Here is a 25788-nt window from a genome sequence, read left to right on the forward strand (position 1 = left end):
CGCAGGCACGCCTGTCACGCCTCTTTTTTTCTGGAGTGTTACATGAGCATTGTTCAGCACCTGATCAACGGTGACCTGGTTACCAAGGGCGAGCGCACCGCCGATGTGTTCAACCCTTCCACTGGCCAGGCCATTCGCAAGGTCGAACTGGCCAGTCGTGCGACCGTGCAGCAAGCCATCGATGCTGCCAAAGCCGCGTTCCCGGCCTGGCGCAACACCCCGCCGGCCAAGCGCGCGCAAGTCATGTTCCGTTTCAAGCAGCTGCTCGAGCAGAACGAAGCGCGAATCGCACAGATGATCAGCGAGGAGCACGGCAAGACCCTGGAAGATGCCGCCGGTGAGTTGAAGCGCGGTATCGAGAACGTCGAGTTCGCCTGTGCTGCACCTGAATTGCTCAAGGGCGAGTACAGCCGAAACGTAGGACCCAATATCGACGCCTGGTCCGACTTCCAACCGCTGGGCATAGTGGCGGGTATCACGCCCTTCAACTTCCCGGCGATGGTGCCGCTGTGGATGTATCCACTGGCAATCGCATGCGGCAACGCATTCATTCTCAAGCCGTCGGAGCGCGACCCCAGCTCGACGCTGTTCATCGCCCAGCTGTTGCTGGAAGCGGGCCTGCCCAAGGGCATCCTCAATGTGGTGCACGGTGACAAGGAAGCGGTGGATGCCCTGATCGAGGCACCGGAGGTCAAGGCGCTGAGTTTCGTGGGTTCCACGCCGATCGCCGAGTACATCTACGCTGAGGGTACCAAACGTGGCAAGCGCGTCCAGGCACTGGGCGGCGCGAAAAACCACGCAGTGCTGATGCCCGATGCCGACCTGGACAACGCCGTCAGTGCGCTGATGGGGGCTGCCTATGGTTCGTGCGGTGAGCGTTGCATGGCCATTTCGGTCGCGGTATGCGTGGGTGACCAGGTGGCCGATGCGCTTATTGCCAAGCTTGAGCCGCAAATCAAGGCACTGAAGATCGGTGCGGGCACATCGTGCGGCCTGGACATGGGGCCGCTGGTCACGGCGGCTGCTCGCGACAAAGTGGTTGGCTACATCGAGGAAGGCGTAGCGGCGGGGGCCAGGCTCGTTGTCGACGGTCGCGGCTTGCGCGTATCGGGTAATGAAGAAGGCTATTTCGTCGGCGGCACCTTGTTCGACAAGGTGACCCCGCAAATGCGCATCTACAAGGAAGAGATTTTCGGGCCGGTGTTGTGTGTAGTACGGGTCGACAGCCTTGAACAGGCCATGCAACTGATCAATGATCACGAGTATGGCAACGGTACCTGCATCTTTACCCGTGACGGTGAAGCGGCGCGGTTGTTCTGCGATGAGATCGAAGTAGGCATGGTGGGGGTGAACGTTCCGCTGCCGGTCCCTGTGGCCTACCACAGCTTCGGCGGTTGGAAGCGTTCGCTGTTTGGTGACCTGCATGCCTACGGGCCGGACGGCGTGAGGTTCTACACCCGGCGCAAGGCCATTACTCAACGCTGGCCGCAACGTGCTAGCCATGAAGCATCGCAGTTCGCGTTCCCTAGTTTGTAAGCGTGCTGTAAACGACGAAGGAGGCCACGGGGCCTCCTTCTTCTATATAGCGTCATGGTTCATTCATGTACGGCGTCTTTCCCACCCACGGCCTGAATATTTCAAATATATGAAATTAAAGGTTGACGCGGTTTCGAATCCCCTTATAATGCGCCCCACTTCCAGCGACATTGGAACGCGAAACTCCTTGAGATTCAATGAGTTAGCTAGTTCGGGTGGTGCTGAAAGGGCTACGATCGAATAGATCGAAGGCGGTTGAGAAGAAGGTTGACAGCGTGTTGAAACGCTGTAGAATTCGCCTCCCGCTACGAGAGATCGAAGCGAGTCAAGTGGTTGAAGTTGAACGAGTTTCTCGAAACAACCTTCAAAATAAACGCTTGACAGGCAATGAGGAAAGCGTAGAATGCGCGCCTCGGTTGAGACGAAACACTCTTAGCCAAACGCTCTTTAACAAATCGAATCAAGCAATTCGTGTGGGTGCTTGTGAGTACGGACTGATAGTCAGAAAGATTATCAGCATCACAAGTGGCCATGCGAGAAATCACATAGTCATTTGAGATTGCTGAGCCAAGTTTAGGGTTTCTTAAAAACCCAAGCAGTATTGAACTGAAGAGTTTGATCATGGCTCAGATTGAACGCTGGCGGCAGGCCTAACACATGCAAGTCGAGCGGATGATGGGAGCTTGCTCCTGGATTCAGCGGCGGACGGGTGAGTAATGCCTAGGAATCTGCCTGGTAGTGGGGGACAACGTTTCGAAAGGAACGCTAATACCGCATACGTCCTACGGGAGAAAGCAGGGGACCTTCGGGCCTTGCGCTATCAGATGAGCCTAGGTCGGATTAGCTTGTTGGTGAGGTAATGGCTCACCAAGGCGACGATCCGTAACTGGTCTGAGAGGATGATCAGTCACACTGGAACTGAGACACGGTCCAGACTCCTACGGGAGGCAGCAGTGGGGAATATTGGACAATGGGCGAAAGCCTGATCCAGCCATGCCGCGTGTGTGAAGAAGGTCTTCGGATTGTAAAGCACTTTAAGTTGGGAGGAAGGGTTGTAGATTAATACTCTGCAATTTTGACGTTACCGACAGAATAAGCACCGGCTAACTCTGTGCCAGCAGCCGCGGTAATACAGAGGGTGCAAGCGTTAATCGGAATTACTGGGCGTAAAGCGCGCGTAGGTGGTTTGTTAAGTTGGATGTGAAAGCCCCGGGCTCAACCTGGGAACTGCATCCAAAACTGGCAAGCTAGAGTACGGTAGAGGGTGGTGGAATTTCCTGTGTAGCGGTGAAATGCGTAGATATAGGAAGGAACACCAGTGGCGAAGGCGACCACCTGGACTGATACTGACACTGAGGTGCGAAAGCGTGGGGAGCAAACAGGATTAGATACCCTGGTAGTCCACGCCGTAAACGATGTCAACTAGCCGTTGGAATCCTTGAGATTTTAGTGGCGCAGCTAACGCATTAAGTTGACCGCCTGGGGAGTACGGCCGCAAGGTTAAAACTCAAATGAATTGACGGGGGCCCGCACAAGCGGTGGAGCATGTGGTTTAATTCGAAGCAACGCGAAGAACCTTACCAGGCCTTGACATGCAGAGAACTTTCCAGAGATGGATTGGTGCCTTCGGGAACTCTGACACAGGTGCTGCATGGCTGTCGTCAGCTCGTGTCGTGAGATGTTGGGTTAAGTCCCGTAACGAGCGCAACCCTTGTCCTTAGTTACCAGCACGTTATGGTGGGCACTCTAAGGAGACTGCCGGTGACAAACCGGAGGAAGGTGGGGATGACGTCAAGTCATCATGGCCCTTACGGCCTGGGCTACACACGTGCTACAATGGTCGGTACAGAGGGTTGCCAAGCCGCGAGGTGGAGCTAATCTCACAAAACCGATCGTAGTCCGGATCGCAGTCTGCAACTCGACTGCGTGAAGTCGGAATCGCTAGTAATCGCGAATCAGAATGTCGCGGTGAATACGTTCCCGGGCCTTGTACACACCGCCCGTCACACCATGGGAGTGGGTTGCACCAGAAGTAGCTAGTCTAACCTTCGGGGGGACGGTTACCACGGTGTGATTCATGACTGGGGTGAAGTCGTAACAAGGTAGCCGTAGGGGAACCTGCGGCTGGATCACCTCCTTAATCGACGACATCAGCCTGCTGATGAGCTCCCACACGAATTGCTTGATTCATTGTAAAAGACGATGCTGTAACGCGACCCTGTTATAGGTCTGTAGCTCAGTTGGTTAGAGCGCACCCCTGATAAGGGTGAGGTCGGCAGTTCAAATCTGCCCAGACCTACCATTACTTGGTTCAGCCGTAGAATACGGGGCCATAGCTCAGCTGGGAGAGCGCCTGCCTTGCACGCAGGAGGTCAGCGGTTCGATCCCGCTTGGCTCCACCAATCCTTCAGGTTTGCAGCACTGTTCAGAATACAGAAATGAACATTCCGGTGTGAATGTTGATTTCTGACTTTTGTCAGACCGTTCTTTAAAAATTCGGATATGTGATAGAAATAGACTGAAGACCAGTTTCACTGCTGGAATTCAGGCTAAGGTAAAATTTGTGAGTTCTGCTCGAAAGAGCAACGTGCGAATTTTCGGCGAATGTCGTCTTCACAGTATAACCAGATTGCTTGGGGTTATATGGTCAAGTGAAGAAGCGCATACGGTGGATGCCTTGGCAGTCAGAGGCGATGAAAGACGTGGTAGCCTGCGAAAAGCTTTGGGGAGTCGGCAAACAGACTGTGATCCAGAGATCTCTGAATGGGGGAACCCAGCCAGCACAAGCTGGTTATCTTGTACTGAATACATAGGTGCAAGAGGCGAACCAGGGGAACTGAAACATCTAAGTACCCTGAGGAAAAGAAATCAACCGAGATTCCCTTAGTAGTGGCGAGCGAACGGGGACCAGCCCTTAAGTTGGTTTGAGATTAGTGGAACGCTCTGGAAAGTGCGGCCATAGTGGGTGATAGCCCCGTACACGAAAATCTCTTGTCAATGAAATCGAGTAGGACGGAGCACGAGAAACTTTGTCTGAATATGGGGGGACCATCCTCCAAGGCTAAATACTACTGACTGACCGATAGTGAACCAGTACCGTGAGGGAAAGGCGAAAAGAACCCCGGAGAGGGGAGTGAAATAGAACCTGAAACCGTATGCGTACAAGCAGTGGGAGCCTACTTTGTTAGGTGACTGCGTACCTTTTGTATAATGGGTCAGCGACTTATATTCAGTGGCGAGCTTAACCGAATAGGGGAGGCGTAGCGAAAGCGAGTCTTAATAGGGCGTTTAGTCGCTGGGTATAGACCCGAAACCGGGCGATCTATCCATGGGCAGGTTGAAGGTTAGGTAACACTGACTGGAGGACCGAACCGACTACCGTTGAAAAGTTAGCGGATGACCTGTGGATCGGAGTGAAAGGCTAATCAAGCTCGGAGATAGCTGGTTCTCCTCGAAAGCTATTTAGGTAGCGCCTCATGTATCACTGTAGGGGGTAGAGCACTGTTTCGGCTAGGGGGTCATCCCGACTTACCAAACCGATGCAAACTCCGAATACCTACAAGTGCCGAGCATGGGAGACACACGGCGGGTGCTAACGTCCGTCGTGAAAAGGGAAACAACCCAGACCGTCAGCTAAGGTCCCAAAGTCATGGTTAAGTGGGAAACGATGTGGGAAGGCTTAGACAGCTAGGAGGTTGGCTTAGAAGCAGCCACCCTTTAAAGAAAGCGTAATAGCTCACTAGTCGAGTCGGCCTGCGCGGAAGATGTAACGGGGCTCAAACCATGCACCGAAGCTACGGGTATCACCTTATGGTGATGCGGTAGAGGAGCGTTCTGTAAGCCTGTGAAGGTGAGTTGAGAAGCTTGCTGGAGGTATCAGAAGTGCGAATGCTGACATGAGTAACGACAATGCGAGTGAAAAACTCGCACGCCGAAAGACCAAGGTTTCCTGCGCAACGTTAATCGACGCAGGGTTAGTCGGTCCCTAAGGCGAGGCTGAAAAGCGTAGTCGATGGAAAACAGGTTAATATTCCTGTACTTCCAGTTATTGCGATGGAGGGACGGAGAAGGTTAGGCCAGCCTGGCGTTGGTTGTCCAGGTTTAAGGTGGTAGGCTGAAATCTTAGGCAAATCCGGGATTTCAAGGCCGAGAGCTGATGACGAGTTGCCTTTAGGCGACGAAGTGGTTGATACCATGCTTCCAAGAAAAGCTCCTAAGCTTCAGATAACTGGGAACCGTACCCCAAACCGACACAGGTGGTTAGGTAGAGAATACCAAGGCGCTTGAGAGAACTCGGGTGAAGGAACTAGGCAAAATGGCACCGTAACTTCGGGAGAAGGTGCGCCGGCGAAGGTGAAGGGCTTGCCCCGTAAGCTTTTGCTGGTCGAAGATACCAGGCCGCTGCGACTGTTTATTAAAAACACAGCACTCTGCAAACACGAAAGTGGACGTATAGGGTGTGACGCCTGCCCGGTGCCGGAAGGTTAATTGATGGGGTTAGCGCAAGCGAAGCTCTTGATCGAAGCCCCGGTAAACGGCGGCCGTAACTATAACGGTCCTAAGGTAGCGAAATTCCTTGTCGGGTAAGTTCCGACCTGCACGAATGGCGTAACGATGGCGGCGCTGTCTCCACCCGAGACTCAGTGAAATTGAAATCGCTGTGAAGATGCAGTGTATCCGCGGCTAGACGGAAAGACCCCGTGAACCTTTACTATAGCTTTGCACTGGACTTTGAATTTGCTTGTGTAGGATAGGTGGGAGGCTTTGAAGTGGGGACGCCAGTTCTCATGGAGCCATCCTTGAAATACCACCCTGGCAACTTTGAGGTTCTAACTCAGGTCCGTTATCCGGATCGAGGACAGTGTATGGTGGGTAGTTTGACTGGGGCGGTCTCCTCCCAAAGAGTAACGGAGGAGTACGAAGGTGCGCTCAGACCGGTCGGAAATCGGTCGTAGAGTATAAAGGCAAAAGCGCGCTTGACTGCGAGACACACACGTCGAGCAGGTACGAAAGTAGGTCTTAGTGATCCGGTGGTTCTGTATGGAAGGGCCATCGCTCAACGGATAAAAGGTACTCCGGGGATAACAGGCTGATACCGCCCAAGAGTTCATATCGACGGCGGTGTTTGGCACCTCGATGTCGGCTCATCACATCCTGGGGCTGAAGCCGGTCCCAAGGGTATGGCTGTTCGCCATTTAAAGTGGTACGCGAGCTGGGTTTAGAACGTCGTGAGACAGTTCGGTCCCTATCTGCCGTGGACGTTTGAGATTTGAGAGGGGCTGCTCCTAGTACGAGAGGACCGGAGTGGACGAACCTCTGGTGTTCCGGTTGTCACGCCAGTGGCATTGCCGGGTAGCTATGTTCGGAAGAGATAACCGCTGAAAGCATCTAAGCGGGAAACTTGCCTCAAGATGAGATCTCACTGGGATCTTGAATCCCCTAAAGGGCCGTCGAAGACTACGACGTTGATAGGTTGGGTGTGTAAGCGCTGTGAGGCGTTGAGCTAACCAATACTAATTGCCCGTGAGGCTTGACCATATAACACCCAAGCAATTTGCTCCTGCAGATTGCGGTGGTGAAGATGACATGAGCCGAAAGTTCGCAACGCATCACAAACATCACATATCCGAATTCGCTGGGCTGTCCAATAGGACATTCTGGCTACAGAATTTCTTGACGACCATAGAGCATTGGAACCACCTGATCCCATCCCGAACTCAGTAGTGAAACGATGCATCGCCGATGGTAGTGTGGGGTTTCCCCATGTGAGAGTAGGTCATCGTCAAGATTCATTTCGCAAAACCCCTATCTGCGTATGCAGGTAGGGGTTTTGTCTTTGGGCTGAAAAAAACCTTTCTAGCCTGCCTGTCGCTCAAGGCACCCCTTCCTGTTCGTCAAGAGCCCGCATTTCGAGCGCCGGGCCATTCGAACCGCAATCTCCAGCCTATGCCGGCCTCCATAAGATCACTAGAATAACCCCACGCACTTACTCAGAAGCGTCCTATGTCCAACCCCGTCGAGCCAGAAACGCTGGCTGATCTGCCACTCGAAGACCTGGTCGCATGCCATGAATGCGATCTGCTCTTGCGCAAACCTGTGATCCACCCCGGTGAAAAAGCGCTTTGCCCGCGCTGCGGCTACGAGCTCTATGCGCACCGGCATAATGTGGTCAACCGCAGCCTGGCGTTGGTGCTGACGGCGCTCGCGCTGTTCATCCCAGCCAATTTCCTGCCGATCATGCAGTTGCATCTGCTAGGCCAGACATCGGACGACACGGTCTGGAGCGGCGTACTGGGGCTGTATGATTCGGGCATGCAGGGGGTGGCCATCGTGGTTTTCCTGTGCAGCATGGCCATACCGCTGGCAAAACTGATGTGTCAGCTGGCCGTTCTACTGGCAATTCGGCTCAACACAGGGCGCAGGTTAGGTCTGTTGCTGTACAGAACCTATCACCACTTGCGTGACTGGGGCATGCTCGAGGTCTACTTCATGGGCGTGCTCGTGGCCATCGTCAAATTGGTGGACTTGGCAGAACTTACCGTAGGGGTTGGTCTGTTCTGCTTCATCAGCTTGCTGTTGATTCAGGTTTGGCTGGAGGTTGTCATGTCACCGCACCAGGTCTGGAGTGCGTTATCGGGGGAGGACCCGCATGCGGGCGATTGATGCAGGTATCGTTGTCTGCAACGAGTGTCATGAACTGAACAGGCAAACCACAGGTGACGCATCCCAAACGTGTATGCGGTGCGGTGCCAGGGTGCATCCGCGTCGACCGAACAGCATCATGCGCACCTGGGCGCTGCTCATCGCTGCATCCATTCTCTATATTCCGGCCAACGTGCTGCCGATCATGACCGTCAGCTCATTTGGTCAAGGCACGCCCGACACCATCATGTCGGGCGTCATCGCCCTGCTCAAGCACGGCATGGTTCCGATTGCGGCCGTGGTATTTACGGCCAGTATCCTCGTACCTACGTTCAAACTGGTAGGGATCGGCCTGCTCCTGTATTCCGTGCAGCGCCGACAGCCCCTGTCGGCGCGGCAACGGATCTGGATGTACCGTTTCATCGAATTCATAGGACGTTGGTCCATGCTCGACATATTCGTTATCGCCATTCTGGTGGCAGTGGTGAATTTCGGCAGGATAGCCAATGTCGAAGCCAATCTGGGCGCTGTCGCCTTCGCAACTGTGGTGATCCTGACGATGCTTGCTGCTTTGACCTTCGATCCCCGATTGATTTGGGATAACACGGAGTCGGATGACGACCATGAGTGACCTGCCAACGGCTAAAACTCGGCCTGCCTCCAATTGGTCGGCCATCTGGATCCTGCCCTTGATCGCGCTGATGATCGGAGGCTGGCTCGCATGGCAGGCTTACCGTGAGGCCGGGGTGCAGATCGAGGTGCGTTTCGAATCGGGCGAAGGCATCGTCGCCAACAAGACCGAAGTCATCTACAAAGGCATGCCGGTCGGTAAGGTCAAGAGTTTGGTACTCGATGCCGAGGGCGAGAATCAGGGTGTCATCGCCACCATCGAGATGAACCAGGCGGCTGAAGGGCACCTGAACAAAGGCACGCGTTTCTGGCTGGTCAAGCCGAGCGTCAGCCTGGCGGGCATTTCCGGCCTCGAGACGTTGGTATCGGGTAACTACATTGCCGTCAGCCCCGGAGAGGGTGAGCCAACCAAGCGGTTCACCGCGCTCAAGGTGGCACCGCCCCTGTCGGATTCCGAACCTGGTTTGCACCTCACCCTCAAGGCCGAGCGCCTGGGGTCGCTCAATAAAGACAGCCCGATCTTCTACAAGCAAATCCAGGTCGGCCGCGTGAAAAGCTACCGGCTTTCCGACGACCAGAGCACAGTCGAGGTAAAAATCTTCATCGAGCCTGCCTACGCGAGCCTGGTGCGCAAGCATACGCGCTTCTGGAACGCCAGCGGCGTCAGCATCGATGCCTCGCTATCGGGGGTCAAGGTGCGCAGTGAATCGCTATCGAGTATCGTCGCCGGCGGCATCGCCTTTGCCACGCCAGAGCACCGCAAGGACAGCCCGCCTACCGACCCAAGCCTGCCATTTCGCTTGTACGAGGACTTCGATGCAGCCCAGGCCGGTATCCGGGTGAAAGTGAAGCTGAGCGACTACGAGGGCCTGCAGGCCGGGCGTACGCCTGTCATGTACAAAGGCATCCAGGTGGGCTCTCTGAAGACCCTGAAAATGGAGGACAACCTTGCCAGCGCCACTGCCGAGCTGACATTGGACCCGTTGACCGAAGACTACCTGGTGGAGGGCACTCAGTTCTGGGTGGTCAAACCTTCCATTTCCCTGGCGGGTATCACGGGCCTGGAAGCACTGGTCAAGGGTAACTACATTGCCATCCGCCCTGGGGAGAAAGGTGCTCGACCTGAACGGGAGTTCGAAGCGCGCGCCAAGGCGCCGCCGCTGGACCTGAAGGCGCCGGGCCTGCACATGGTGCTGTTCGCAGATACCCTGGGTTCACTGGAGGTGGGTAGCCCCGTAACCTTCAAGCAGGTGAAGGTAGGTAGCGTGCAAAGCTATCAGTTCGCCCGTGACAGCAACCGTATTCTGATCGGTGTTCACATCGAGAAAGAATACGAAAAACTGGTAAACGGCTCGACACGGTTCTGGAACGCTAGTGGTATTACCCTCACCGGTGGCCTGTCCGGCATCAAGATCAAGAGTGAGTCCTTGCAAACCCTGATGGCAGGGGGCATCGCCTTCGACACGCCAAGGCCCAATGTGCCGCTAAAGCGCCATATCCCGCGTTTCCGCCTGCACGAAAGCCAGGAGGCAGCCAACCGTGCCGGTACCCTTATCACGATCCGTGTGGAACGCGCCGATGGGCTCAAGCCAGGGACCGCCATCCGCTTCCGGGGGCTGGATGTGGGCAGTGTGGAAAGTGTCGACCTTACCAAAGACATGCAGGCAGTGCTGTTGAAGGCACGTATTACCGAAGCTGCAGAGCGCATTGCCCGTGCCGGCACTCAGTTTTGGGTGGTCAAGCCATCCTTCGGCCTGGTGCGCACCGAAAACCTCGACACGCTGGTGGGTGGGCAGTACCTGGAAGTACAGCCTGCGGTCAAGGACAGGGGCCCGCAGCGTGACTTCATCGCACTGGCCGAAGCGCCCGAAGTAGCCGGTCCGGAGGTGGGTCTGCCAGTGACCCTCAGCGCACCTCGGCTAGGCTCCATCAAGCCCGGTGTGCCCGTGACATTCCGCGAGGTGGCGGTTGGCAAGGTGACCGACGTCGAGCTAGGCCAGAGTGCCGACAGGGTGCTGATCCACATTCTGATCGAGCCGCGTTATGCCAGCCTGGTACGTAGCGGCAGCCGCTTCTGGAACAGCAGCGGTTTCGGCTTCGACTGGGGCTTGTTCAAGGGCGCTACCGTGCGCACGGAGTCGCTGGAAACACTGATCGATGGTGGTATTGCCTTCGCGACGCCCGAGGGGGAACGCATGGGCACTCCGGCTCGGCCAAGGCAAACGTTCCCGCTGTTCGAGAAAGCTGAAGACGAATGGCTGCAGTGGGCACCCAAGATTCAGATCGCCAAGTAATGCAGGGTAGGGCCGCCATGCGGCCCTGCCACTTTACAGCGCGTGCGTTGAGCCGCGAGCCTGGCACTTCACAAAACCCAGGCATAAAAAAACCGACCCTGAGGTCGGTTTTTTGACTAGCGCGTCGCTTAGGCAGCTGCAGCTTCTTTCAGCGCCTTGATGTGGCCATTCAGACGGCCTTTGTGACGAGCAGCCTTGTTCTTGTGGATGATACCTTTGTCGGCCATACGGTCGATTACAGGTACAGCCAGAACGTAAGCGGCTTGCGCTTTTTCGGCGTCTTTTGCGTCAATGGCTTTGACTACATTCTTGATGTAGGTGCGGACCATGGAACGCAGGCTGGCGTTGTGGCTGCGACGCTTCTCAGCCTGTTTTGCACGTTTCTTGGCGGAAGGTGAGTTGGCCACCGTCGAGCTCCTCGAAAGACTTTAGGTAAATAGCAAACAAAATAGGCCGCGAATCATGCCGATCAGTCGGGCGGATGTCAAGGCCACTTGCAAGGTTCCGCCGAGCGGTGCGCCAACAAGCGGGAAAGATTCCTTTCTGCTGCGCGACCTGTACACTCGGGAATTTTTGGCTCCCCTGCGAAGGCGCGGGAGTATCGCACATTCGGACGCGCTCTGGCAGCGTCCTCTGTCATTGGCGTGAATCTTTTCGATGAACCTGCTCAAATCCCTCGCTGCGGTAAGCTCGATCACCATGATTTCGCGGGTGCTGGGTTTTGTCCGCGACACCATCCTGGCGCGTATTTTCGGCGCCGGCGTTGCCACCGATGCTTTCTTCATTGCGTTCAAGCTACCCAACCTGCTGCGCCGCATCTTCGCCGAGGGTGCGTTCTCCCAGGCATTCGTGCCTATTCTTGCCGAATACAAAAGCCAGCAGGGCGAAGAGGCCACGCGTACCTTCGTGGCCTACGTCAGCGGCCTGCTGACGCTGGTGCTGGCCGTGGTGACCGGCATCGGTATCCTGGCCGCGCCATGGGTGGTGTGGGCCACGGCGCCTGGCTTCGTCGACAACGCCGAGAAATACCAGCTCACCACCGATCTGCTGCGGGTCACCTTTCCTTATATATTGCTGATCTCGCTGTCATCCCTGGTGGGCGCCATCCTCAACACCTGGAACCGCTTCAGCGTGCCGGCCTTCACGCCGACCTTGCTCAACGTGGCGATGATCGTGTTCGCCGTATTGCTCACGCCGTATTTCAATCCGCCGATCATGGCGCTGGCCTGGGGCGTGCTGGCCGGTGGCCTGGCGCAACTGCTCTACCAGCTTCCGGCCCTGAAAAGGATCGGCATGCTGGTGTTGCCGCGGCTGAACCTGAAAGATGCAGGCGTGTGGCGGGTGCTCAAGCAGATGCTCCCTGCCATCCTCGGCGTCTCGGTGAGCCAGATATCGCTGATCATCAATACCATCTTCGCCTCGTTCCTGGTGGCAGGCTCCGTCTCCTGGATGTATTACGCAGACCGGCTCATGGAGCTGCCGTCGGGTGTTCTGGGCGTGGCTCTGGGTACCATCCTGCTGCCGACCCTGGCCAAGACCTACGCCAACAAGGACCGGGAAGAGTACTCGCGCATTCTCGACTGGGGCCTGCGCTTGTGCTTTTTGCTGGTGCTGCCGTGTACGCTGGGGCTGGCGATCCTAGCCGAGCCGCTGACCGTGGCCCTGTTCCAGTACGGCAAGTTCAGTGCAACCGATGCCGCCATGACCCAGCAGGCGCTGATCGCCTATTCCGTCGGCCTGCTGGCAATCATTATGGTCAAGGTGCTGGCGCCGGGCTTCTATGCGCAGCAGAATATCCGCACGCCGGTGAAGATCGCCGTCTTCACCCTGGTCTGCACGCAGCTGTTCAACCTGGTGCTCATCGGCCCGCTGGCGCATGCCGGACTGGCCCTGGCCATCAGCCTTGGCGCCTGCCTCAATGCCGGCTTGCTGTTCTGGAAGCTGCGCACCCAGCAGCTATTCCAACCGCAACCAGGTTGGGCCATGTTTCTGCTCAAGCTGGTGTTGGCGGCAGGCCTGATGTCCGGTGTCCTGCTGGCTGGCATGCACTACCTGCCGGCCTGGGTCGAGGGAAACATGCTTGAACGACTGATGCGGCTGATGGCGCTGATCATGGCAGCCGTCGTCACCTACTTTGGTTGCCTGTACCTGTGCGGTTTCCGACCTCGGCAGTTCGCCCGCAAAGCCTTGCACTAAGGCTGCGGGCGCGTCAGGCGTCGGTTTTTCGCAATCCACGCCGCCCTTGGGCGCTGCTGCCTGTCACCGGCGCCCGGGTGTGGTTATAATCGGCCACTTTATGAGCAAGAAGCGCGTTATGCAGCTGGTTCGAGGTCTTCACAACCTGCGCCCCGAGCACCGGGGGTGTGTCGCCACCATTGGCAACTTCGACGGGGTTCACCGCGGCCACCAGGCAATCCTGGCGCGCCTGCGCGAGCGAGGCCAGGCCCTGGGCCTGCCGACCTGCGTGGTAATCTTCGAACCGCAACCGCGCGAGTACTTCACGCCCGATACCGCGCCGGCCCGCCTGGCCCGGCTGCGGGACAAGATCGCGTTGCTGGCCGGCGAAGGCATCGACCGCGTATTGTGCCTGGCCTTCAACCAGCGCCTGGGTGAGCTCGACGCCGATGACTTCGTCAGGACCATCCTGGTCGATGGCCTGGGCGTGCAGCATCTCGAAGTGGGTGACGACTTCCGCTTTGGCTGTGATCGCAAAGGCGATTTCGCCTTCCTGGTCCAGGCCGGCGCGCAGTATGGTTTTACCGTAGAAGCCGCCAACACCGTGATCCAGGACGGCCTACGGGTCAGCAGCACCGAAGTACGCAAGGCGCTGGCGCAAGGCAATTTCGAGCTGGCCGAGCATCTGCTGGGCCGCCCGTACAGCATCACCGGCCGCGTATTGCATGGCCAGAAGCTGGCCCGCCAGCTCGGCACACCCACTGCCAACATCCAGCTCAAGCGTCGCCGCGTACCGTTGGCCGGTGTCTACCTGGCCAGCATCGAGATCGACGGCAAGGCCTGGGCGGGTGTCGGCAACATTGGCGTGCGTCCTACCGTTGCCGGTGACGGGCGCCCGCACCTGGAGATCCATCTGCTGGACTATGCCGGTGACCTTTATGGTCGCCGTCTGACGGTGGTGTTCCACCACAAGCTGCGTGAAGAGCAGCGATTCGCCTCCCTGGAGGCGCTGAAGTCGGCGATCGATGCGGATATCGCCGCCGCACGTGCACATTGGCACGCTCAACCGCTAACCAAGAGCCTGAAATGACCGACTACAAAGCCACGCTAAACCTTCCGGACACCGCCTTCCCCATGAAGGCCGGCCTGCCTCAGCGCGAACCGCAGATTCTGCAGCGCTGGGACAGCATTGGCCTGTACCAGAAGCTGCGCGAGATTGGCAAGGATCGTCCCAAGTTCGTCCTGCACGACGGCCCGCCCTACGCCAATGGCAAGATCCACATCGGTCATGCGCTGAACAAGATCCTCAAGGACATGATCGTCCGCTCCAAGACCCTGGCCGGCTTCGATGCGCCGTACGTGCCGGGTTGGGACTGCCATGGGCTGCCGATCGAACACAAGGTCGAAGTCACCCACGGCAAGCACCTGACCGCCGACCGTACCCGCGAGCTGTGCCGCGAGTACGCTGCCGAGCAGATCGAAGGGCAGAAGACCGAGTTCATTCGCCTGGGCGTGCTGGGCGACTGGGACAACCCCTACAAGACCATGAACTTCGCCAACGAGGCTGGTGAAATCCGCGCCCTGGCCGAGATGGTCAAGCAGGGGTACGTGTTCAAGGGCCTCAAGCCGGTGAACTGGTGCTTCGATTGCGGCTCGGCACTGGCCGAGGCGGAAGTCGAATACGCCGACAAGAAGTCGCAGACCATCGACGTGGCGTTCCCTGTCGCCGATGACGCCAAGCTGGCCGCAGCCTTCGGCCTGGCGGCACTCGAAAAACCGGCCGCCATCGTGATCTGGACCACCACCCCGTGGACCATCCCTGCCAACCAGGCGCTGAACGTTCACCCCGAGTTCCAGTACGCCCTGGTCGACATCGGCGAGCGCCTGCTGGTCCTGGCCGAAGAGCTGGTCGAATCCTGCCTCAAGCGCTACGAACTGGAAGGTTCGGTGATTGCCACCGCCCCAGGCTCGGCCCTTGAGCTGGTCAACTTCCGTCACCCGTTCTACGACCGCCTTTCGCCGGTTTACCTGGCCGAGTACGTCGAACTGGGCGCAGGCACTGGCGTGGTGCATTCTGCGCCGGCCTACGGTGAAGACGACTTCGTGACCTGCAAGCGCTACGGCATGGTCAACGATGAAATCCTCACGCCCGTGCAGAGCAACGGCGTGTACGTCGAATCGCTGCCGTTCTTCGGCGGGCAGTTCATCTGGAAGGCCAACCCGGCCATCGTCGAGAAGCTGGGCGAAGTCGGTGCGCTGATGCACACCGAAACCATCAGCCACAGTTACATGCACTGCTGGCGTCACAAGTCGCCGCTGATCTACCGTGCCACCGCACAGTGGTTCGTCGGCATGGACAAGCAGCCACGCGACGGCGAACCGCTGCGCGAGCGTGCCCTGAAGGCCATCGAGGACACCAAGTTCGTCCCGGCGTGGGGCCAGGCACGCTTGCACTCGATGATCGCAAACCGGCCTGACTGGTGCATCTCGCGCCAGCGTAACTGGGGCGTGCCTATCCCGTTCTTCCTGAACAAGCAGACGGGCGAGCTGCACCCTCGGACCGTCGAGCTGATGGAAGAGGTCGCCAAGCGCGTCGAGCAACAGGGCATCGAGGCCTGGTTCAAGCTGGACGCCGCCGAGCTGCTCGGCGCCGAAGCCGAGCAGTACGACAAGATCGCTGACACCCTGGACGTATGGTTCGACTCCGGCACCACGCACTGGCATGTACTGCGCGGCTCCCACGACATCGGCCATGCCACCGGCCCCCGCGCCGACCTGTACCTGGAAGGTTCCGACCAACACCGCGGCTGGTTCCACTCGTCGCTGTTGACCGGCTGCGCCATCGACGGCCACGCGCCATACCGCGAGCTGCTGACCCACGGCTTCACCGTGGACGAGAACGGCCGCAAGATGTCCAAGTCGCTGGGCAACACCATCGAGCCGGAGAAGGTCAACAACACCCTGGGTGCCGACATCCTGCGCCTGTGGGTCGCGGCTACCGACTACTCCGGTGAAATGGCAGTGTCCGAGCAGATCCTGCAGCGCAGCGCCGATGCCTACCGGCGTATTCGCAACACCGCACGCTTCCTGCTCTCCAACCTGACCGGCTTCGACCCGGCACGCGACCTGCTCGCGCCGCAGGACATGCTGGCCCTGGACCGTTGGGCGGTGGATCGCACCCTGTTGCTGCAACGCGAGCTGGAAGAGCACTACGGCGAGTACCGCTTCTGGAACGTCTACTCGAAGGTGCACAACTTCTGTGTGCAGGAGCTGGGTGGTTTCTACCTCGACATCATCAAGGATCGCCAGTACACCACGGGCGCCAACAGCGTCGCCCGCCGTTCCTGCCAGACCGCGCTGTACCACATCAGCGAGGCGCTGGTGCGCTGGATCGCGCCGATCCTGGCTTTTACCGCCGACGAAATCTGGCAGTACCTGCCGGGTGAGCGTAACGAGTCGGTCATGCTCAATGGCTGGTATGAAGGCCTGAGTGAGCTGCCGGAAGGCACCGAACTCGATCGCGCCTATTGGGACCGCGTCATGGCGGTCAAGGCTTCGGTCAACAAGGAACTGGAAAACCAGCGTACCGCCAAGGTCATCGGCGGCAACCTGCAGGCCGAAGTCACCTTGTACGCGGACGAGGGCCTGAGCGCCGATCTGAACAAGCTGGGCGATGAGTTGCGTTTCGTGCTCATCACCTCGGCTGCCAGCGTGGTGCCGTTCGCGCAGGCGCCTGCCGAAGCGGTGGCGACCGAGGTCGAAGGCCTCAAGTTGAAAGTGGTCAAGTCCGGCTACACCAAGTGCGGCCGTTGCTGGCACTTCCGTGCAGACGTCGGCAGCCATCCGGAGCATCCGGAAATCTGCGGTCGCTGTGTGGAAAACCTGACCGGCTCCGGCGAGGTGCGCCACTATGCCTAACCTTGCAGCGGGGCGCTTCGGGCGCCTCGTATGGCTGTGGCTGAGCTTGCTGGTCCTGGTCGTCGACCAGGCCACCAAGCTGTACTTCAACAACGCCCTGACCATGTACCAGCAAATTGTCGTCATCCCCGACTACTTCAGCTGGACCCTGGCCTACAACACCGGCGCTGCGTTCAGTTTTCTGGCCGATGGCGCCGGCTGGCAGCGTTGGTTGTTCGCCCTGATCGCCGTGGTGGTCAGTGCAGTGCTGGTGGTGTGGCTCAAGCGCCTCGGCCGTCATGAAACCTGGCTGGCCGTAGCGCTGGCCCTGGTGCTGGGCGGGGCCATCGGCAACCTCTACGACCGTATCGTGCTGGGCCATGTGGTCGATTTCATCCTGGTGCACTGGCAGAACCGCCACTACTTCCCGGCCTTCAACGTGGCCGACAGCGCCATTACCGTCGGCGCAATCATGTTGGCGCTGGACATGTTCAAGAGCAAGAAATCCGAGGAGCCGGTCCATGACTGACATTCGTATCGGCCAGAACACCGAAGTTACCCTGCATTTCGCCCTGCGCCTGGAAAACGGTGACACGGTCGACAGCACCTTCGACAAGGCGCCTGCCACCTTCAAGGTGGGCGACGGCAACCTGCTGCCGGGCTTCGAGGCCGCGCTGTTCGGTTTCAAGGCTGGCGACAAACGCACCGTGGAGGTGGCCCCGGAGAACGCCTTCGGCCAGCCTAACCCACAGAATGTGCAGGTTATGCCAAGGTCTCAGTTCGAAGGCATGGAGCTGTCCGATGGCTTGCTGATCATCTTCAAGGACGCCGCCAACGCCGAGCTACCGGGCGTGGTGAAGGCCTTCGACGACGATCAGGTGACCATCGACTTCAATCACCCACTGGCTGGCAAGACCCTGACCTTCGAGGTGGAGATCCTCGAGGTGAAGGCCCTGTAGGCCTGGAGCCGATCATGCAAATCAAACTCGCCAACCCGCGCGGCTTCTGCGCGGGGGTCGACCGGGCGATCGAAATCGTCAACCGCGCGCTGGAAGTGTTCGGCCCGCCCATCTATGTGCGCCACGAAGTGGTACACAACAAGTTCGTCGTCGAGGACCTGCGCAGCCGTGGCGCCATTTTCGTCGAGGAGCTGGACCAGGTGCCTGACGATGTCATCGTCATCTTCAGCGCCCATGGGGTTTCCCAGGCCGTGCGTCAGGAAGCCGGTGGGCGTGGCCTGAAGGTATTCGATGCCACCTGCCCATTGGTCACCAAGGTGCACATCGAGGTGGCCAAGTACAGCCGCGATGGCCGTGAGTGCATCCTGATTGGCCATGCCGGCCACCCGGAAGTCGAAGGCACCATGGGGCAGTATGACGCTAGCAACGGCGGGGCCATCTACCTGGTAGAAGACGAGGACGACGTAGCCAATCTGCAGGTGAGAGACCCTGACCACTTGGCATTCGTGACCCAGACCACCTTGTCGATGGACGACACCAGCCGCGTGATCGACGCGCTGCGTGCGCGCTTTCCGAACATCGGCGGGCCGCGCAAGGACGACATCTGCTACGCCACGCAAAACCGCCAGGATGCCGTTAAGCAACTGGCCGACGAGTGTGATGTGGTCCTGGTGGTCGGCAGCCCTAACAGCTCCAACTCCAACCGCCTGCGTGAGCTTGCCGAGCGAATGGGTACCCCAGCCCATCTGATCGACGGCGCTGAAGACCTGCAGCGGGCCTGGTTCGACCAGGTTGGCCGCATCGGCATCACCGCAGGCGCGTCCGCGCCGGAAGTGCTGGTGCGCGGCGTCATCGAACAGCTCAAGGCCTGGGGCGCTACGGGCGCCGAGGAGCTGGACGGGCGTGAAGAGAACGTCACCTTCTCGATGCCCAAAGAGCTGCGTGTGCGCTCGTTGATCTGATCGCCTGCGCGGGCCTGAGCGGTTAGCCGCGAACGCTCAGGCCCCTGCACCTGCGCACCCTCGGGTGTCGCGAGTTTCATTCGATACCCTGACTCTGCCGCTGGACGCCATCACCACTTGATGCTGGCTGGTGCCAGCCGACCGCGCGCATACTTCGAAAGTCGCCGCCAGCCAGTTGCCGGCGGGGTTCACTGGCAGGCCCATGGCCGTGAACGTCATCGTCGTACCTAGGTTCGCGGCGATCTGCAGAGGCCGACGCAGGCGGTGTTCATGCAGCACCCGCGAATCCTGCTCCAGCGTCACTCGCCATCCATTGCCCCATGCTTCGTCCAGCGCTTGCACCCGCACGGCCTCACCCAGCAGCATGGCGCGCCCACGCGCGCTCCGCAGCGTTTGCGACAAGTCTCGCGTGACGGCAGCGCGGTGCACGTCATCGCTGAGCTTGACGTAGGCAGGCGCCCCCAGCTGCGTCAGGACAGCGAGCACCGCCAATGCCGACACCGTTTGTATCAGTGTTACTCCCTGTTGCTTCACCGTGCATTTCTCCTTGGTCGTGCTTGGCTTTAGCTTCACGCACGCTGGGTCACCCTTCCAGTGGCAGGCGTACATCGACAATGCATGAAAAGTCGCAGGAGCTGCAGGGATGCAGGTAACGCAACGGGGCATGACGCTCCTGGAAACGCTGTTGGCCATGGTGGTGATTGCGGTGGGAATGTTTGCCGCAGCAGCGCTGCACATGCAGGCTTTGCAGGCCTCGCAAGACGCTCGGCAGCAGGTGCAGGCGGTGCTGGCATCTGCCAGTGCACATGAGCAGGCGCTGCCATGAGGCCCTGGCAAAAAGGGGTCGGATTGCTCGAGCTGCTACTGGCGCTGGCACTCGGGTTGATGCTGTTGGCCGGCGCCAGCCAGTTGTTCACCTCTGCCCACCGAGCGTGGCAGCTGCAAGGGGCAGCGCTGCGCATGCAGGAAGATGCACGGCTGGCCTTGTTGCGCATGGCCCAGGACATCCGCATGGCTGGCATGTTCGGCTGCCTGCGGTTGGAGCCCGCGGATCTGCCAGACGGCGACACCTTTACCGCATTTAGCCGACCTCTGGAAGTGGAGGGCTCAAACCTTGAGGTGGTGGTGGCCGACCTTCCTGGCCATCCGCTGAAGCCTCAATGGACCCTGCTCACTGACTGCGTGGGGTACGCCAAGGTACATCGAGGGCATGTCCAAGCCGCCGCGCCGCTGATGGCCATCCCCATCACCCGACATCGTTACGCCGTCAGGGGCGCTACCCTGTACTTCACCCGTGGCAGCAGCACCCAGCCCCTGCTTGAGCATGTGCGCCGTCTGCACGTGGTGGCTGCGGCCGATGGCCAGCGCATCGACCTGCACTTGGATCTGTTCGATCCCGTGTTGGCGCTGGAGCAGCAGTACGTTGTCAGTGTGGCCCGCCGCAACGGGGGCGAGCCATGACACGAGAACGTGGGGTGGTGCTGCTGTTGGCATTGGTGCTGAGCCTCTTGCTGGGTGTGCTGACCACCTCGGCGCTACGTGCGGCCGCCGTTGAGACGCAAATGGTGGGCCTGTTCAAAGAAGGGCAGCTGGCCTTCGAGCAGGCCGAAGCCACATTGGACGTTGGCAAGCAGTCGATCATGCAGGTACGGCCACCGCCATGTGAAGTGTGCCCGCCGCCTGAGCAGCCGCATCGCCTGGCCGGGGTCTGGGAAGCCGGGCCAGAAGGCTTTTTTCAGGTGCAGAACCTGGGCACCACGCAACGCGCCGTGGGTGTCCCGGCCGGGCGATCAGTGACAGTGTTCCGGGTAACCGCGGTCAGCCAGCTAAGTCATCCCCGGCAGGTGGTGGAAGCGGTGTATGCCAGCGATGGTAGTGCGCTTGTACGCATGACGTGGCGACAAAGATTCAGAGGAGACTGACATGCAGCAAGGCATCAGCCTGATCGAGCTGTTGATTGTGCTGGCCGTCACCGGCATTCTGGCAGCCATTGCCTACCCCCGTTACAACGACCACCTGCGGCAGGCAGCGCGCCACGAGGTGGTCGCCCTGTTGCAGGATGCTGCATTGCGCCTGGAACGCCATCGCTTGGTTACTGGCCAGTATGCCGAAGGCGACCCGAGCCTGCCTTCGGGCAACCGCTACTACAGCCTGCAAGCGCTGCGCGAAGACCAGACCTTCACCCTGCGCGCCCGACGTTTGCCAAAAGGGCTGATGGCCGAAGACCGCTGTGGCGATTTCGAGCTTGATCAAGCTGGGGTAGGACGCAACCACGGCGCCATCGACAGCGCGCGCTGCTGGGGAGGCTGAACGGTCACAGGTGCCCGGTGCATCGCGGTTTTTTTCTTCAGGTGTTGAATCGACAGATGAGCAAGCAAGTAGTGGTGGTCGGTGGCGGGGTCATTGGCCTGCTGACGGCATTCAACCTGGCGGCGAGCGTCGACCAGGTAGTGATATGCGACCAAGGCGAGGTAGGTCGCGAGTCCTCCTGGGCCGGGGGCGGTATCGTCTCGCCCCTGTACCCCTGGCGCTACAGCCCGGCAGTGACCGCCCTGGCGCATTGGTCGCAGGACTTTTATCCACAGCTGGGTGAGCGCTTGTTCGCCAGCACGGGCCTGGACCCTGAAGTGCATACCACCGGGCTGTACTGGCTTGACCTGGATGATCAAGCCCAGGCCTTGGCATGGGCGGACCGTCAGCAGCGGCCGTTGAGCGCCGTGGACATTTCGGCGGTGTACGACGCAGTCCCTGTGCTCGGGCCAGGCTTTGAGCGAGCCCTCTACATGGAGGGCGTGGCCAATGTGCGCAACCCGCGCCTGGTCAAATCGCTGAAGGCGGCGTTGCTGGCATTGCCCAATGTGAGTGTGCGGGAGCACTGCCAGATCACGGGGTTCGTGCAGCAGGGCGGTCGTATCATTGGGGTGAGCACCGCTGAAGGCGAGCTGGCGGCCGACGAAGTCGTACTCAGCGCCGGTGCCTGGAGCGGCGAACTGCTGCGCTACTTGGGCCTTGAGCTTCCGGTCGAGCCGGTGAAAGGGCAGATGATCCTGTTCAAATGCGCTGAAGACTTTCTGCCAAGCATGGTGCTTGCCAAAGGTCGTTATGCAATTCCGCGCCGGGATGGTCACATTCTGGTGGGCAGTACGCTGGAGCATGCCGGCTACGACAAAACACCCACCGATGAGGCGCTGGCAAGCCTCAAGGCATCGGCAGTGGATCTGCTGCCCGGCCTGGAAGGCGCGCATGTGGTTGCCCATTGGGCCGGGCTACGGCCAGGTTCGCCTGAAGGCGTTCCGTTTATCGGGCCGGTGCCCGAGTTCGAGGGGCTATGGCTGAATTGCGGCCATTATCGAAACGGGCTGGTGCTGGCGCCAGCCTCGTGCCAACTGCTGGCCGATTTGCTCAATGGCGCCGAGCCTATCATCGATCCGGCACCCTACGCCCCGCAGGGGCGCCTTGGCTAACCGCCCGATCAGCCCTGTCGGCCAGGCCCCTGCTGCAAGTGTGCCTGGCTGCAATACCAGGTGTTGCCCTGCGCCAATGCCTGGTCGGTGGGCAGGTGCACGCCACAATGCGCGCAGCGAACCATTTTCAGCGGCGCGTCGAGCTTGGCCTCTTGGCGCGGTTGCTGGCTGAGTTTGAATTTGCGCCACAGCCAGAACGCGGCGGCGATCAGGACGATCCAGAAAAGTAGGCGAACCATGGTGTTCAGCTTGTCGAATGAAAGAGGATGACAGTCTAGGGCGCAGGCATAAAAAAAGGGAGGTCCCAGACCTCCCTTTCATGCAACGGCTGAATCAGTCGAACAGACCGAAGGTCATGTAGCTGAACCAGGAGCGGTTGCTGTCGGCTTCCTTCGGCCCTGGTGGCTCGATCGGGTCGCCGTTTTCATCCTTGGGCAACAGCTCCTTGGGCATTTCATCACGCGCATCCTGGAACTGCTTGATCACGTCCTGGTTGGCGCGGGTCTGACCCGGTGGCAGCGGGGTGTCGGTTTCGATCAGGCCCAGCGTGGCCTTGGACAGCCAGCCGCGACCGTCAGATTCGGTCTGCTTGGGCTGGAACTCGCCATCGGCCAGGCTCGGGTGGTCCGGGTAGTTGAGCTTCAGGGTTTCCAGGCTGGTGGCAGCCAGGTCGTCCAGGTGCATCTTCTGGTACGCCTCGACCATCACCGCCAGGCCGTCGCCAACCGAGGGCGTTTCCTGGAAGTTCTCGACCACGTAGCGGCCACGGTTGGCGGCAGCCACGTATGCCTGACGGCTGAGGTAGTAGTCGGCCACGTGGATTTCATAGGAGGCCAGCAGGTTGCGCAGGTAGATCATGCGCTGCTTGGCGTCCGGGGCGTAACGGCTGTTGGGGAAGCGGCTGGTGAGCTGCGCGAACTCGTTGTACGAGTCGCGGGCCGCGCCCGGGTCGCGCTTGGTCATGTCCAGCGGCAGGAAGCGCGCCAGCAGGCCACGGTCCTGGTCGAAGGAGGTCAGACCCTTGAGGTAGTACGCGTAGTCGACGTTCGGGTGCTGCGGGTGCAGGCGGATGAAGCGCTCGGCGGCAGACTTGGCAGCCTCCGGCTCCGCGTTCTTGTAGTTGGCGTAGATCAGCTCCAGCTGCGCCTGGTCGGCATAGCGGCCGAACGGGTAACGCGACTCCAGGGCCTTGAGCTTGTTCACGGCGCTGGTGTAGCTGGAATTGTCCAGGTCAGCCTGGGCCTGTTGATACAGCTCGGCCTCGCTGAGGTTCTCGTCGATGACTTCCTTATTAGAGGAACAGGCCGCGGTGAGCCCGAGGATGGCGATCAGCAGCAGGTGTTTCACTTGCATGGCGGCTTGCGTCCCTTTGACGGCCGCTGTCTTGGGCGGGGCCGTCCTGTTATGATGAGCGCCCCGGCCAACCCCGGGACAAAAGAAGCCGTATTTAACCACAAGCTCGCAGCTGAAACCAAAGGCTGTGCGCCCACTGAATCGAGCATGTCCGAGATCATTCAACTTAGCGCAGAGGTCCCGTCCGAACTGGGCGGTCAACGCCTCGACCAGGTCGCCGCCCAATTGTTCGACGAGTATTCGCGCTCGCGGCTGACGGCATGGATCAAAGATGGCCGTCTGACGGTCGACGGGGCTGTCCTGCGCCCGCGTGACACCGTGCATGGCGGTGCCGTGCTGGCCCTGGAAGCCGAGCAGGAGGCCCAGGGCGAATGGGAGGCCGAGGACATCGCGCTGGACATCGTCTATGAAGACGACCAGATCCTGGTCATCAACAAGCCTGCGGGCCTGGTGGTGCACCCGGCTGCCGGCCATGCCAGCGGTACCTTGCTCAACGCCTTGCTGCACCACGTGCCCGACATCATCAACGTGCCACGTGCCGGCATCGTCCACCGCCTGGACAAGGACACCACTGGCCTGATGGTCGTGGCCAAGACCTTGCAGGCGCAAACCCACTTGGTCGACCAGCTGCAGAAGCGGTCGGTCAGCCGTATCTACGAATGCATCGTGGTGGGCGTGGTCACCGCCGGTGGCAAGATCGACGCCCCCATCGGTCGTCACGGCGGCATGCGCCAGCGCATGGCCGTCACCGACGGCGGCAAGCCAGCGGTCAGCCACTACCGTGTGCTCAAGCGCTTCCGCTCGCACACCCACGTGCGGGTCAAGCTCGAAACCGGGCGTACCCACCAGATCCGCGTGCACATGGCCCACGTCGGCTTCCCCCTGGTTGGTGACCAGACCTACGGCGGGCGTTTCCGCATCCCGCCTGCGGCAAGCCCGACCATGGTCGAGGCGGTCAAGACCTTCCCGCGGCAGGCCCTGCACGCACGCTTCCTGGCACTGGTGCACCCGGCGACGGGCGAGCGCATGGAGTGGGAATCGCCACTGCCCGACGATTTCGTCTGGCTGCTGTCGCTGCTCAATCAGGATCGCGAGAGCTTCATCGGATGAGTGGCTTGACGCAGTCGCTGCTGACGCCGGACTGGCCTGCGCCAGCCTCGGTTCGCGCCTGCGTCACCACCCGCCAGGGCGGCGTCAGCCTGCCGCCTTTCGATACTTTCAATCTGGGTGACCATGTGGGGGACGACCCTGCGGCCGTTGCCCAGAACCGCCTGCGCCTAAGCGGCGAGTTCGACATCCAGCCCGCCTGGCTCAAGCAGGTGCACGGTCTGGCCGTCGCCGATGCAGACCCTTCCCGCGTGGTCGAAGCCGATGCCAGCTGGACCAACCGGCCAGGCATCGCCTGTACGGTAATGACCGCCGATTGCCTGCCTGTATTGTTTTGTGACCAGGCAGGTACGCAAGTGGCGGCCGCTCATGCAGGCTGGCGCGGGCTTGCCGGCGGTGTGCTCGAAGCCACCCTGGATCGTCTGAACGTACCACCGGCTCAGGTGCTGGTGTGGTTGGGCCCGGCCATTGGGCCGCAGGCATTCGAAGTGGGCCTGGAGGTGCGCGATGCTTTTACTGCGGTGCACCCTGAGGCCGCACGGGCATTCGTCGACGGCGAACGACCCGGCAAGCTGATGGCCGATATCTACGCCCTGGCCCGTATTCGCCTGGCAGCCCGTGGGGTCACGGCTGTTTACGGTGGCGGCTTGTGCACGGTGAGCGACGAGCGGTTCTTCTCCTATCGGCGTACCCCGCAAGGCGGGCGTTTCGCTTCTTTGGTGTGGCTGGCGCCGCGCTAGCGCGCAATAGGCTGTACCTGCCATTACAC

Annotated in this window: 21 protein-coding genes, 2 tRNA genes and 3 rRNA genes; 22 read left to right on the forward strand and 4 right to left on the reverse strand. The window is 59.8% G+C overall.

Features of this window, described 5'->3' with window-relative positions:
- Positions 1-42: 42 nt before the first annotated feature.
- From FH041_RS20510 to FH041_RS20555, 9 genes are all read left to right on the forward strand, one after another.
- Entirely contained in the window at positions 43-1536 is a 1494-nt protein-coding gene (locus FH041_RS20510; protein WP_027915193.1) for a CoA-acylating methylmalonate-semialdehyde dehydrogenase, read from the forward strand.
- 603 nt (positions 1537-2139) lie between these two features.
- Positions 2140-3676: ribosomal RNA gene (locus tag FH041_RS20520) — 16S ribosomal RNA — on the forward strand.
- A gap of 85 nt (positions 3677-3761) precedes the next feature.
- Positions 3762-3838: transfer RNA gene (locus tag FH041_RS20525), tRNA-Ile, on the forward strand.
- 24 nt (positions 3839-3862) lie between these two features.
- A tRNA-Ala gene (locus FH041_RS20530) sits at positions 3863-3938 on the forward strand.
- A 243-nt stretch (positions 3939-4181) separates the two neighbouring features.
- Positions 4182-7074: ribosomal RNA gene (locus FH041_RS20535) — 23S ribosomal RNA — on the forward strand.
- Positions 7075-7208: 134 nt separating this feature from the next.
- Positions 7209-7324, forward strand: a 5S ribosomal RNA gene (gene rrf, locus FH041_RS20540).
- Together the 16S, 23S and 5S rRNA genes with 2 tRNA genes alongside form the textbook arrangement of a ribosomal RNA operon.
- Before the next feature lie 215 nt (positions 7325-7539).
- A complete protein-coding gene (locus FH041_RS20545; protein ID WP_049695400.1) occupies positions 7540-8199 on the forward strand; it encodes a paraquat-inducible protein A in 660 nt (219 codons plus the stop codon).
- Positions 8186-8809: a paraquat-inducible protein A gene (locus FH041_RS20550; protein WP_028688058.1), complete on the forward strand. Its 624-nt coding sequence runs from the start codon at positions 8186-8188 to the stop codon at positions 8807-8809. The genes FH041_RS20545 and FH041_RS20550 overlap by 14 nt, the downstream gene beginning before the upstream one ends.
- Positions 8802-11102 (forward strand): PqiB family protein, encoded by a 2301-nt coding sequence (locus tag FH041_RS20555; protein ID WP_027915687.1) that lies wholly within the window; start codon positions 8802-8804, stop codon positions 11100-11102. Before FH041_RS20550 ends, FH041_RS20555 begins: the two co-directional genes overlap by 8 nt.
- 128 nt (positions 11103-11230) lie before the next feature.
- Here FH041_RS20555 and rpsT read toward each other — a convergent pair whose 3' ends face one another.
- Positions 11231-11509, reverse strand: coding sequence for a 30S ribosomal protein S20 (rpsT, locus tag FH041_RS20560; RefSeq protein ID WP_023533220.1), 279 nt, complete (start codon positions 11507-11509; stop codon positions 11231-11233).
- A gap of 250 nt (positions 11510-11759) precedes the next feature.
- Here rpsT and murJ point away from each other — a divergent pair, with 250 nt between their 5' ends.
- The 6 genes from murJ (at position 11760) to ispH (ending at position 19095) form a co-directional block, all read left to right on the forward strand.
- Positions 11760-13298, forward strand: coding sequence for a murein biosynthesis integral membrane protein MurJ (murJ, locus tag FH041_RS20565; protein WP_027915688.1), 1539 nt, complete (start codon positions 11760-11762; stop codon positions 13296-13298).
- 118 nt (positions 13299-13416) lie between these two features.
- Positions 13417-14367 carry a bifunctional riboflavin kinase/FAD synthetase gene (gene ribF / locus FH041_RS20570; RefSeq protein WP_027915689.1) on the forward strand — a complete coding sequence of 317 codons (951 nt, stop codon included), beginning with the start codon at positions 13417-13419 and terminating at the stop codon, positions 14365-14367.
- Positions 14364-17195, forward strand: coding sequence for an isoleucine--tRNA ligase (gene ileS / locus FH041_RS20575; protein WP_028688060.1), 2832 nt, complete (start codon positions 14364-14366; stop codon positions 17193-17195). The genes ribF and ileS overlap by 4 nt, the downstream gene beginning before the upstream one ends.
- The gene (gene lspA / locus FH041_RS20580) at positions 17188-17703 is read left to right on the forward strand and encodes a signal peptidase II (RefSeq protein WP_027915691.1); all 516 of its coding nucleotides are present in this window, start codon (positions 17188-17190) and stop codon (positions 17701-17703) included. The genes ileS and lspA overlap by 8 nt, the downstream gene beginning before the upstream one ends.
- A complete protein-coding gene (gene fkpB, locus FH041_RS20585) occupies positions 17696-18133 on the forward strand; it encodes an FKBP-type peptidyl-prolyl cis-trans isomerase (protein ID WP_027915692.1) in 438 nt (145 codons plus the stop codon). Before lspA ends, fkpB begins: the two co-directional genes overlap by 8 nt.
- Before the next feature lie 14 nt (positions 18134-18147).
- Complete coding sequence (ispH, locus tag FH041_RS20590) at positions 18148-19095, forward strand: 4-hydroxy-3-methylbut-2-enyl diphosphate reductase (protein WP_027915693.1); 948 nt, start codon at positions 18148-18150, stop codon at positions 19093-19095.
- A 36-nt stretch (positions 19096-19131) separates the two neighbouring features.
- On the opposite strand, the gene FH041_RS20595 is transcribed toward ispH, so the two are convergent.
- Positions 19132-19629, reverse strand: coding sequence for a GspH/FimT family pseudopilin (locus FH041_RS20595; protein ID WP_028688061.1), 498 nt, complete (start codon positions 19627-19629; stop codon positions 19132-19134).
- Positions 19630-19738: 109 nt separating this feature from the next.
- On the opposite strand from FH041_RS20595, the gene FH041_RS20600 reads away from it, so the two are divergent.
- Genes FH041_RS20600 through thiO form a run of 5 tightly spaced genes read left to right on the forward strand, consistent with a single transcriptional unit; the run spans position 19739 to position 22559 of the window.
- A complete protein-coding gene (locus FH041_RS20600; RefSeq protein WP_027915695.1) occupies positions 19739-19921 on the forward strand; it encodes a prepilin-type N-terminal cleavage/methylation domain-containing protein in 183 nt (60 codons plus the stop codon).
- Complete coding sequence (locus FH041_RS20605; protein WP_027915696.1) at positions 19918-20556, forward strand: PilW family protein; 639 nt, start codon at positions 19918-19920, stop codon at positions 20554-20556. Before FH041_RS20600 ends, FH041_RS20605 begins: the two co-directional genes overlap by 4 nt.
- Entirely contained in the window at positions 20553-21017 is a 465-nt protein-coding gene (locus FH041_RS20610; RefSeq protein WP_027915697.1) for a hypothetical protein, read from the forward strand. The genes FH041_RS20605 and FH041_RS20610 overlap by 4 nt, the downstream gene beginning before the upstream one ends.
- Position 21018: 1 nt before the next feature.
- Entirely contained in the window at positions 21019-21405 is a 387-nt protein-coding gene (locus tag FH041_RS20615) for a type IV pilin protein (protein WP_027915698.1), read from the forward strand.
- Between the two features lie 56 nt (positions 21406-21461).
- The gene (gene thiO, locus FH041_RS20620) at positions 21462-22559 is read left to right on the forward strand and encodes a glycine oxidase ThiO (protein ID WP_049695403.1); all 1098 of its coding nucleotides are present in this window, start codon (positions 21462-21464) and stop codon (positions 22557-22559) included.
- A gap of 8 nt (positions 22560-22567) precedes the next feature.
- Here thiO and FH041_RS20625 read toward each other — a convergent pair whose 3' ends face one another.
- Both FH041_RS20625 and FH041_RS20630 read right to left on the reverse strand, forming a co-directional pair.
- The gene (locus tag FH041_RS20625; RefSeq protein WP_023533255.1) at positions 22568-22798 is read right to left on the reverse strand and encodes a PP0621 family protein; all 231 of its coding nucleotides are present in this window, start codon (positions 22796-22798) and stop codon (positions 22568-22570) included.
- Positions 22799-22892: 94 nt separating this feature from the next.
- Complete coding sequence (locus FH041_RS20630; RefSeq protein ID WP_027915700.1) at positions 22893-23912, reverse strand: outer membrane protein assembly factor BamD; 1020 nt, start codon at positions 23910-23912, stop codon at positions 22893-22895.
- A 147-nt stretch (positions 23913-24059) separates the two neighbouring features.
- On the opposite strand from FH041_RS20630, the gene rluD reads away from it, so the two are divergent.
- Positions 24060-25022, forward strand: a complete 963-nt coding sequence (gene rluD, locus FH041_RS20635; protein ID WP_023533229.1) for a 23S rRNA pseudouridine(1911/1915/1917) synthase RluD — start codon at positions 24060-24062, stop codon at positions 25020-25022.
- A complete protein-coding gene (gene pgeF / locus FH041_RS20640; protein ID WP_027915701.1) occupies positions 25019-25759 on the forward strand; it encodes a peptidoglycan editing factor PgeF in 741 nt (246 codons plus the stop codon). Before rluD ends, pgeF begins: the two co-directional genes overlap by 4 nt.
- The last annotated feature ends 29 nt before the right edge of the window (positions 25760-25788 follow it).

The sequence above is a fragment of the Pseudomonas sp. SWI7 genome (assembly GCF_006351945.1).
Lineage (GTDB): Bacteria > Pseudomonadota > Gammaproteobacteria > Pseudomonadales > Pseudomonadaceae > Aquipseudomonas > Aquipseudomonas fulva.

What these genes read in the sequence shown, in the direction of transcription:
- FH041_RS20510 (WP_027915193.1), top strand. Translation starts at nt 43, where the DNA reads ATGAGCATTGTTCAGCACCTGATCAACGGTGACCTGGTTACCAAGGGC.
- FH041_RS20545 (WP_049695400.1), top strand. Translation starts at nt 7,540, where the DNA reads ATGTCCAACCCCGTCGAGCCAGAAACGCTGGCTGATCTGCCACTCGAA.
- FH041_RS20550 (WP_028688058.1), top strand. Translation starts at nt 8,186, where the DNA reads ATGCGGGCGATTGATGCAGGTATCGTTGTCTGCAACGAGTGTCATGAA.
- FH041_RS20555 (WP_027915687.1), top strand. Translation starts at nt 8,802, where the DNA reads ATGAGTGACCTGCCAACGGCTAAAACTCGGCCTGCCTCCAATTGGTCG.
- murJ (WP_027915688.1), top strand. Translation starts at nt 11,760, where the DNA reads ATGAACCTGCTCAAATCCCTCGCTGCGGTAAGCTCGATCACCATGATT.
- ribF (WP_027915689.1), top strand. Translation starts at nt 13,417, where the DNA reads ATGCAGCTGGTTCGAGGTCTTCACAACCTGCGCCCCGAGCACCGGGGG.
- ileS (WP_028688060.1), top strand. Translation starts at nt 14,364, where the DNA reads ATGACCGACTACAAAGCCACGCTAAACCTTCCGGACACCGCCTTCCCC.
- lspA (WP_027915691.1), top strand. Translation starts at nt 17,188, where the DNA reads ATGCCTAACCTTGCAGCGGGGCGCTTCGGGCGCCTCGTATGGCTGTGG.
- fkpB (WP_027915692.1), top strand. Translation starts at nt 17,696, where the DNA reads ATGACTGACATTCGTATCGGCCAGAACACCGAAGTTACCCTGCATTTC.
- ispH (WP_027915693.1), top strand. Translation starts at nt 18,148, where the DNA reads ATGCAAATCAAACTCGCCAACCCGCGCGGCTTCTGCGCGGGGGTCGAC.
- FH041_RS20600 (WP_027915695.1), top strand. Translation starts at nt 19,739, where the DNA reads ATGCAGGTAACGCAACGGGGCATGACGCTCCTGGAAACGCTGTTGGCC.
- FH041_RS20605 (WP_027915696.1), top strand. Translation starts at nt 19,918, where the DNA reads ATGAGGCCCTGGCAAAAAGGGGTCGGATTGCTCGAGCTGCTACTGGCG.
- FH041_RS20610 (WP_027915697.1), top strand. Translation starts at nt 20,553, where the DNA reads ATGACACGAGAACGTGGGGTGGTGCTGCTGTTGGCATTGGTGCTGAGC.
- FH041_RS20615 (WP_027915698.1), top strand. Translation starts at nt 21,019, where the DNA reads ATGCAGCAAGGCATCAGCCTGATCGAGCTGTTGATTGTGCTGGCCGTC.
- thiO (WP_049695403.1), top strand. Translation starts at nt 21,462, where the DNA reads ATGAGCAAGCAAGTAGTGGTGGTCGGTGGCGGGGTCATTGGCCTGCTG.
- FH041_RS20625 (WP_023533255.1), bottom strand. Translation starts at nt 22,798, where the DNA reads ATGGTTCGCCTACTTTTCTGGATCGTCCTGATCGCCGCCGCGTTCTGG.
- FH041_RS20630 (WP_027915700.1), bottom strand. Translation starts at nt 23,912, where the DNA reads ATGCAAGTGAAACACCTGCTGCTGATCGCCATCCTCGGGCTCACCGCG.
- rluD (WP_023533229.1), top strand. Translation starts at nt 24,060, where the DNA reads ATGTCCGAGATCATTCAACTTAGCGCAGAGGTCCCGTCCGAACTGGGC.
- pgeF (WP_027915701.1), top strand. Translation starts at nt 25,019, where the DNA reads ATGAGTGGCTTGACGCAGTCGCTGCTGACGCCGGACTGGCCTGCGCCA.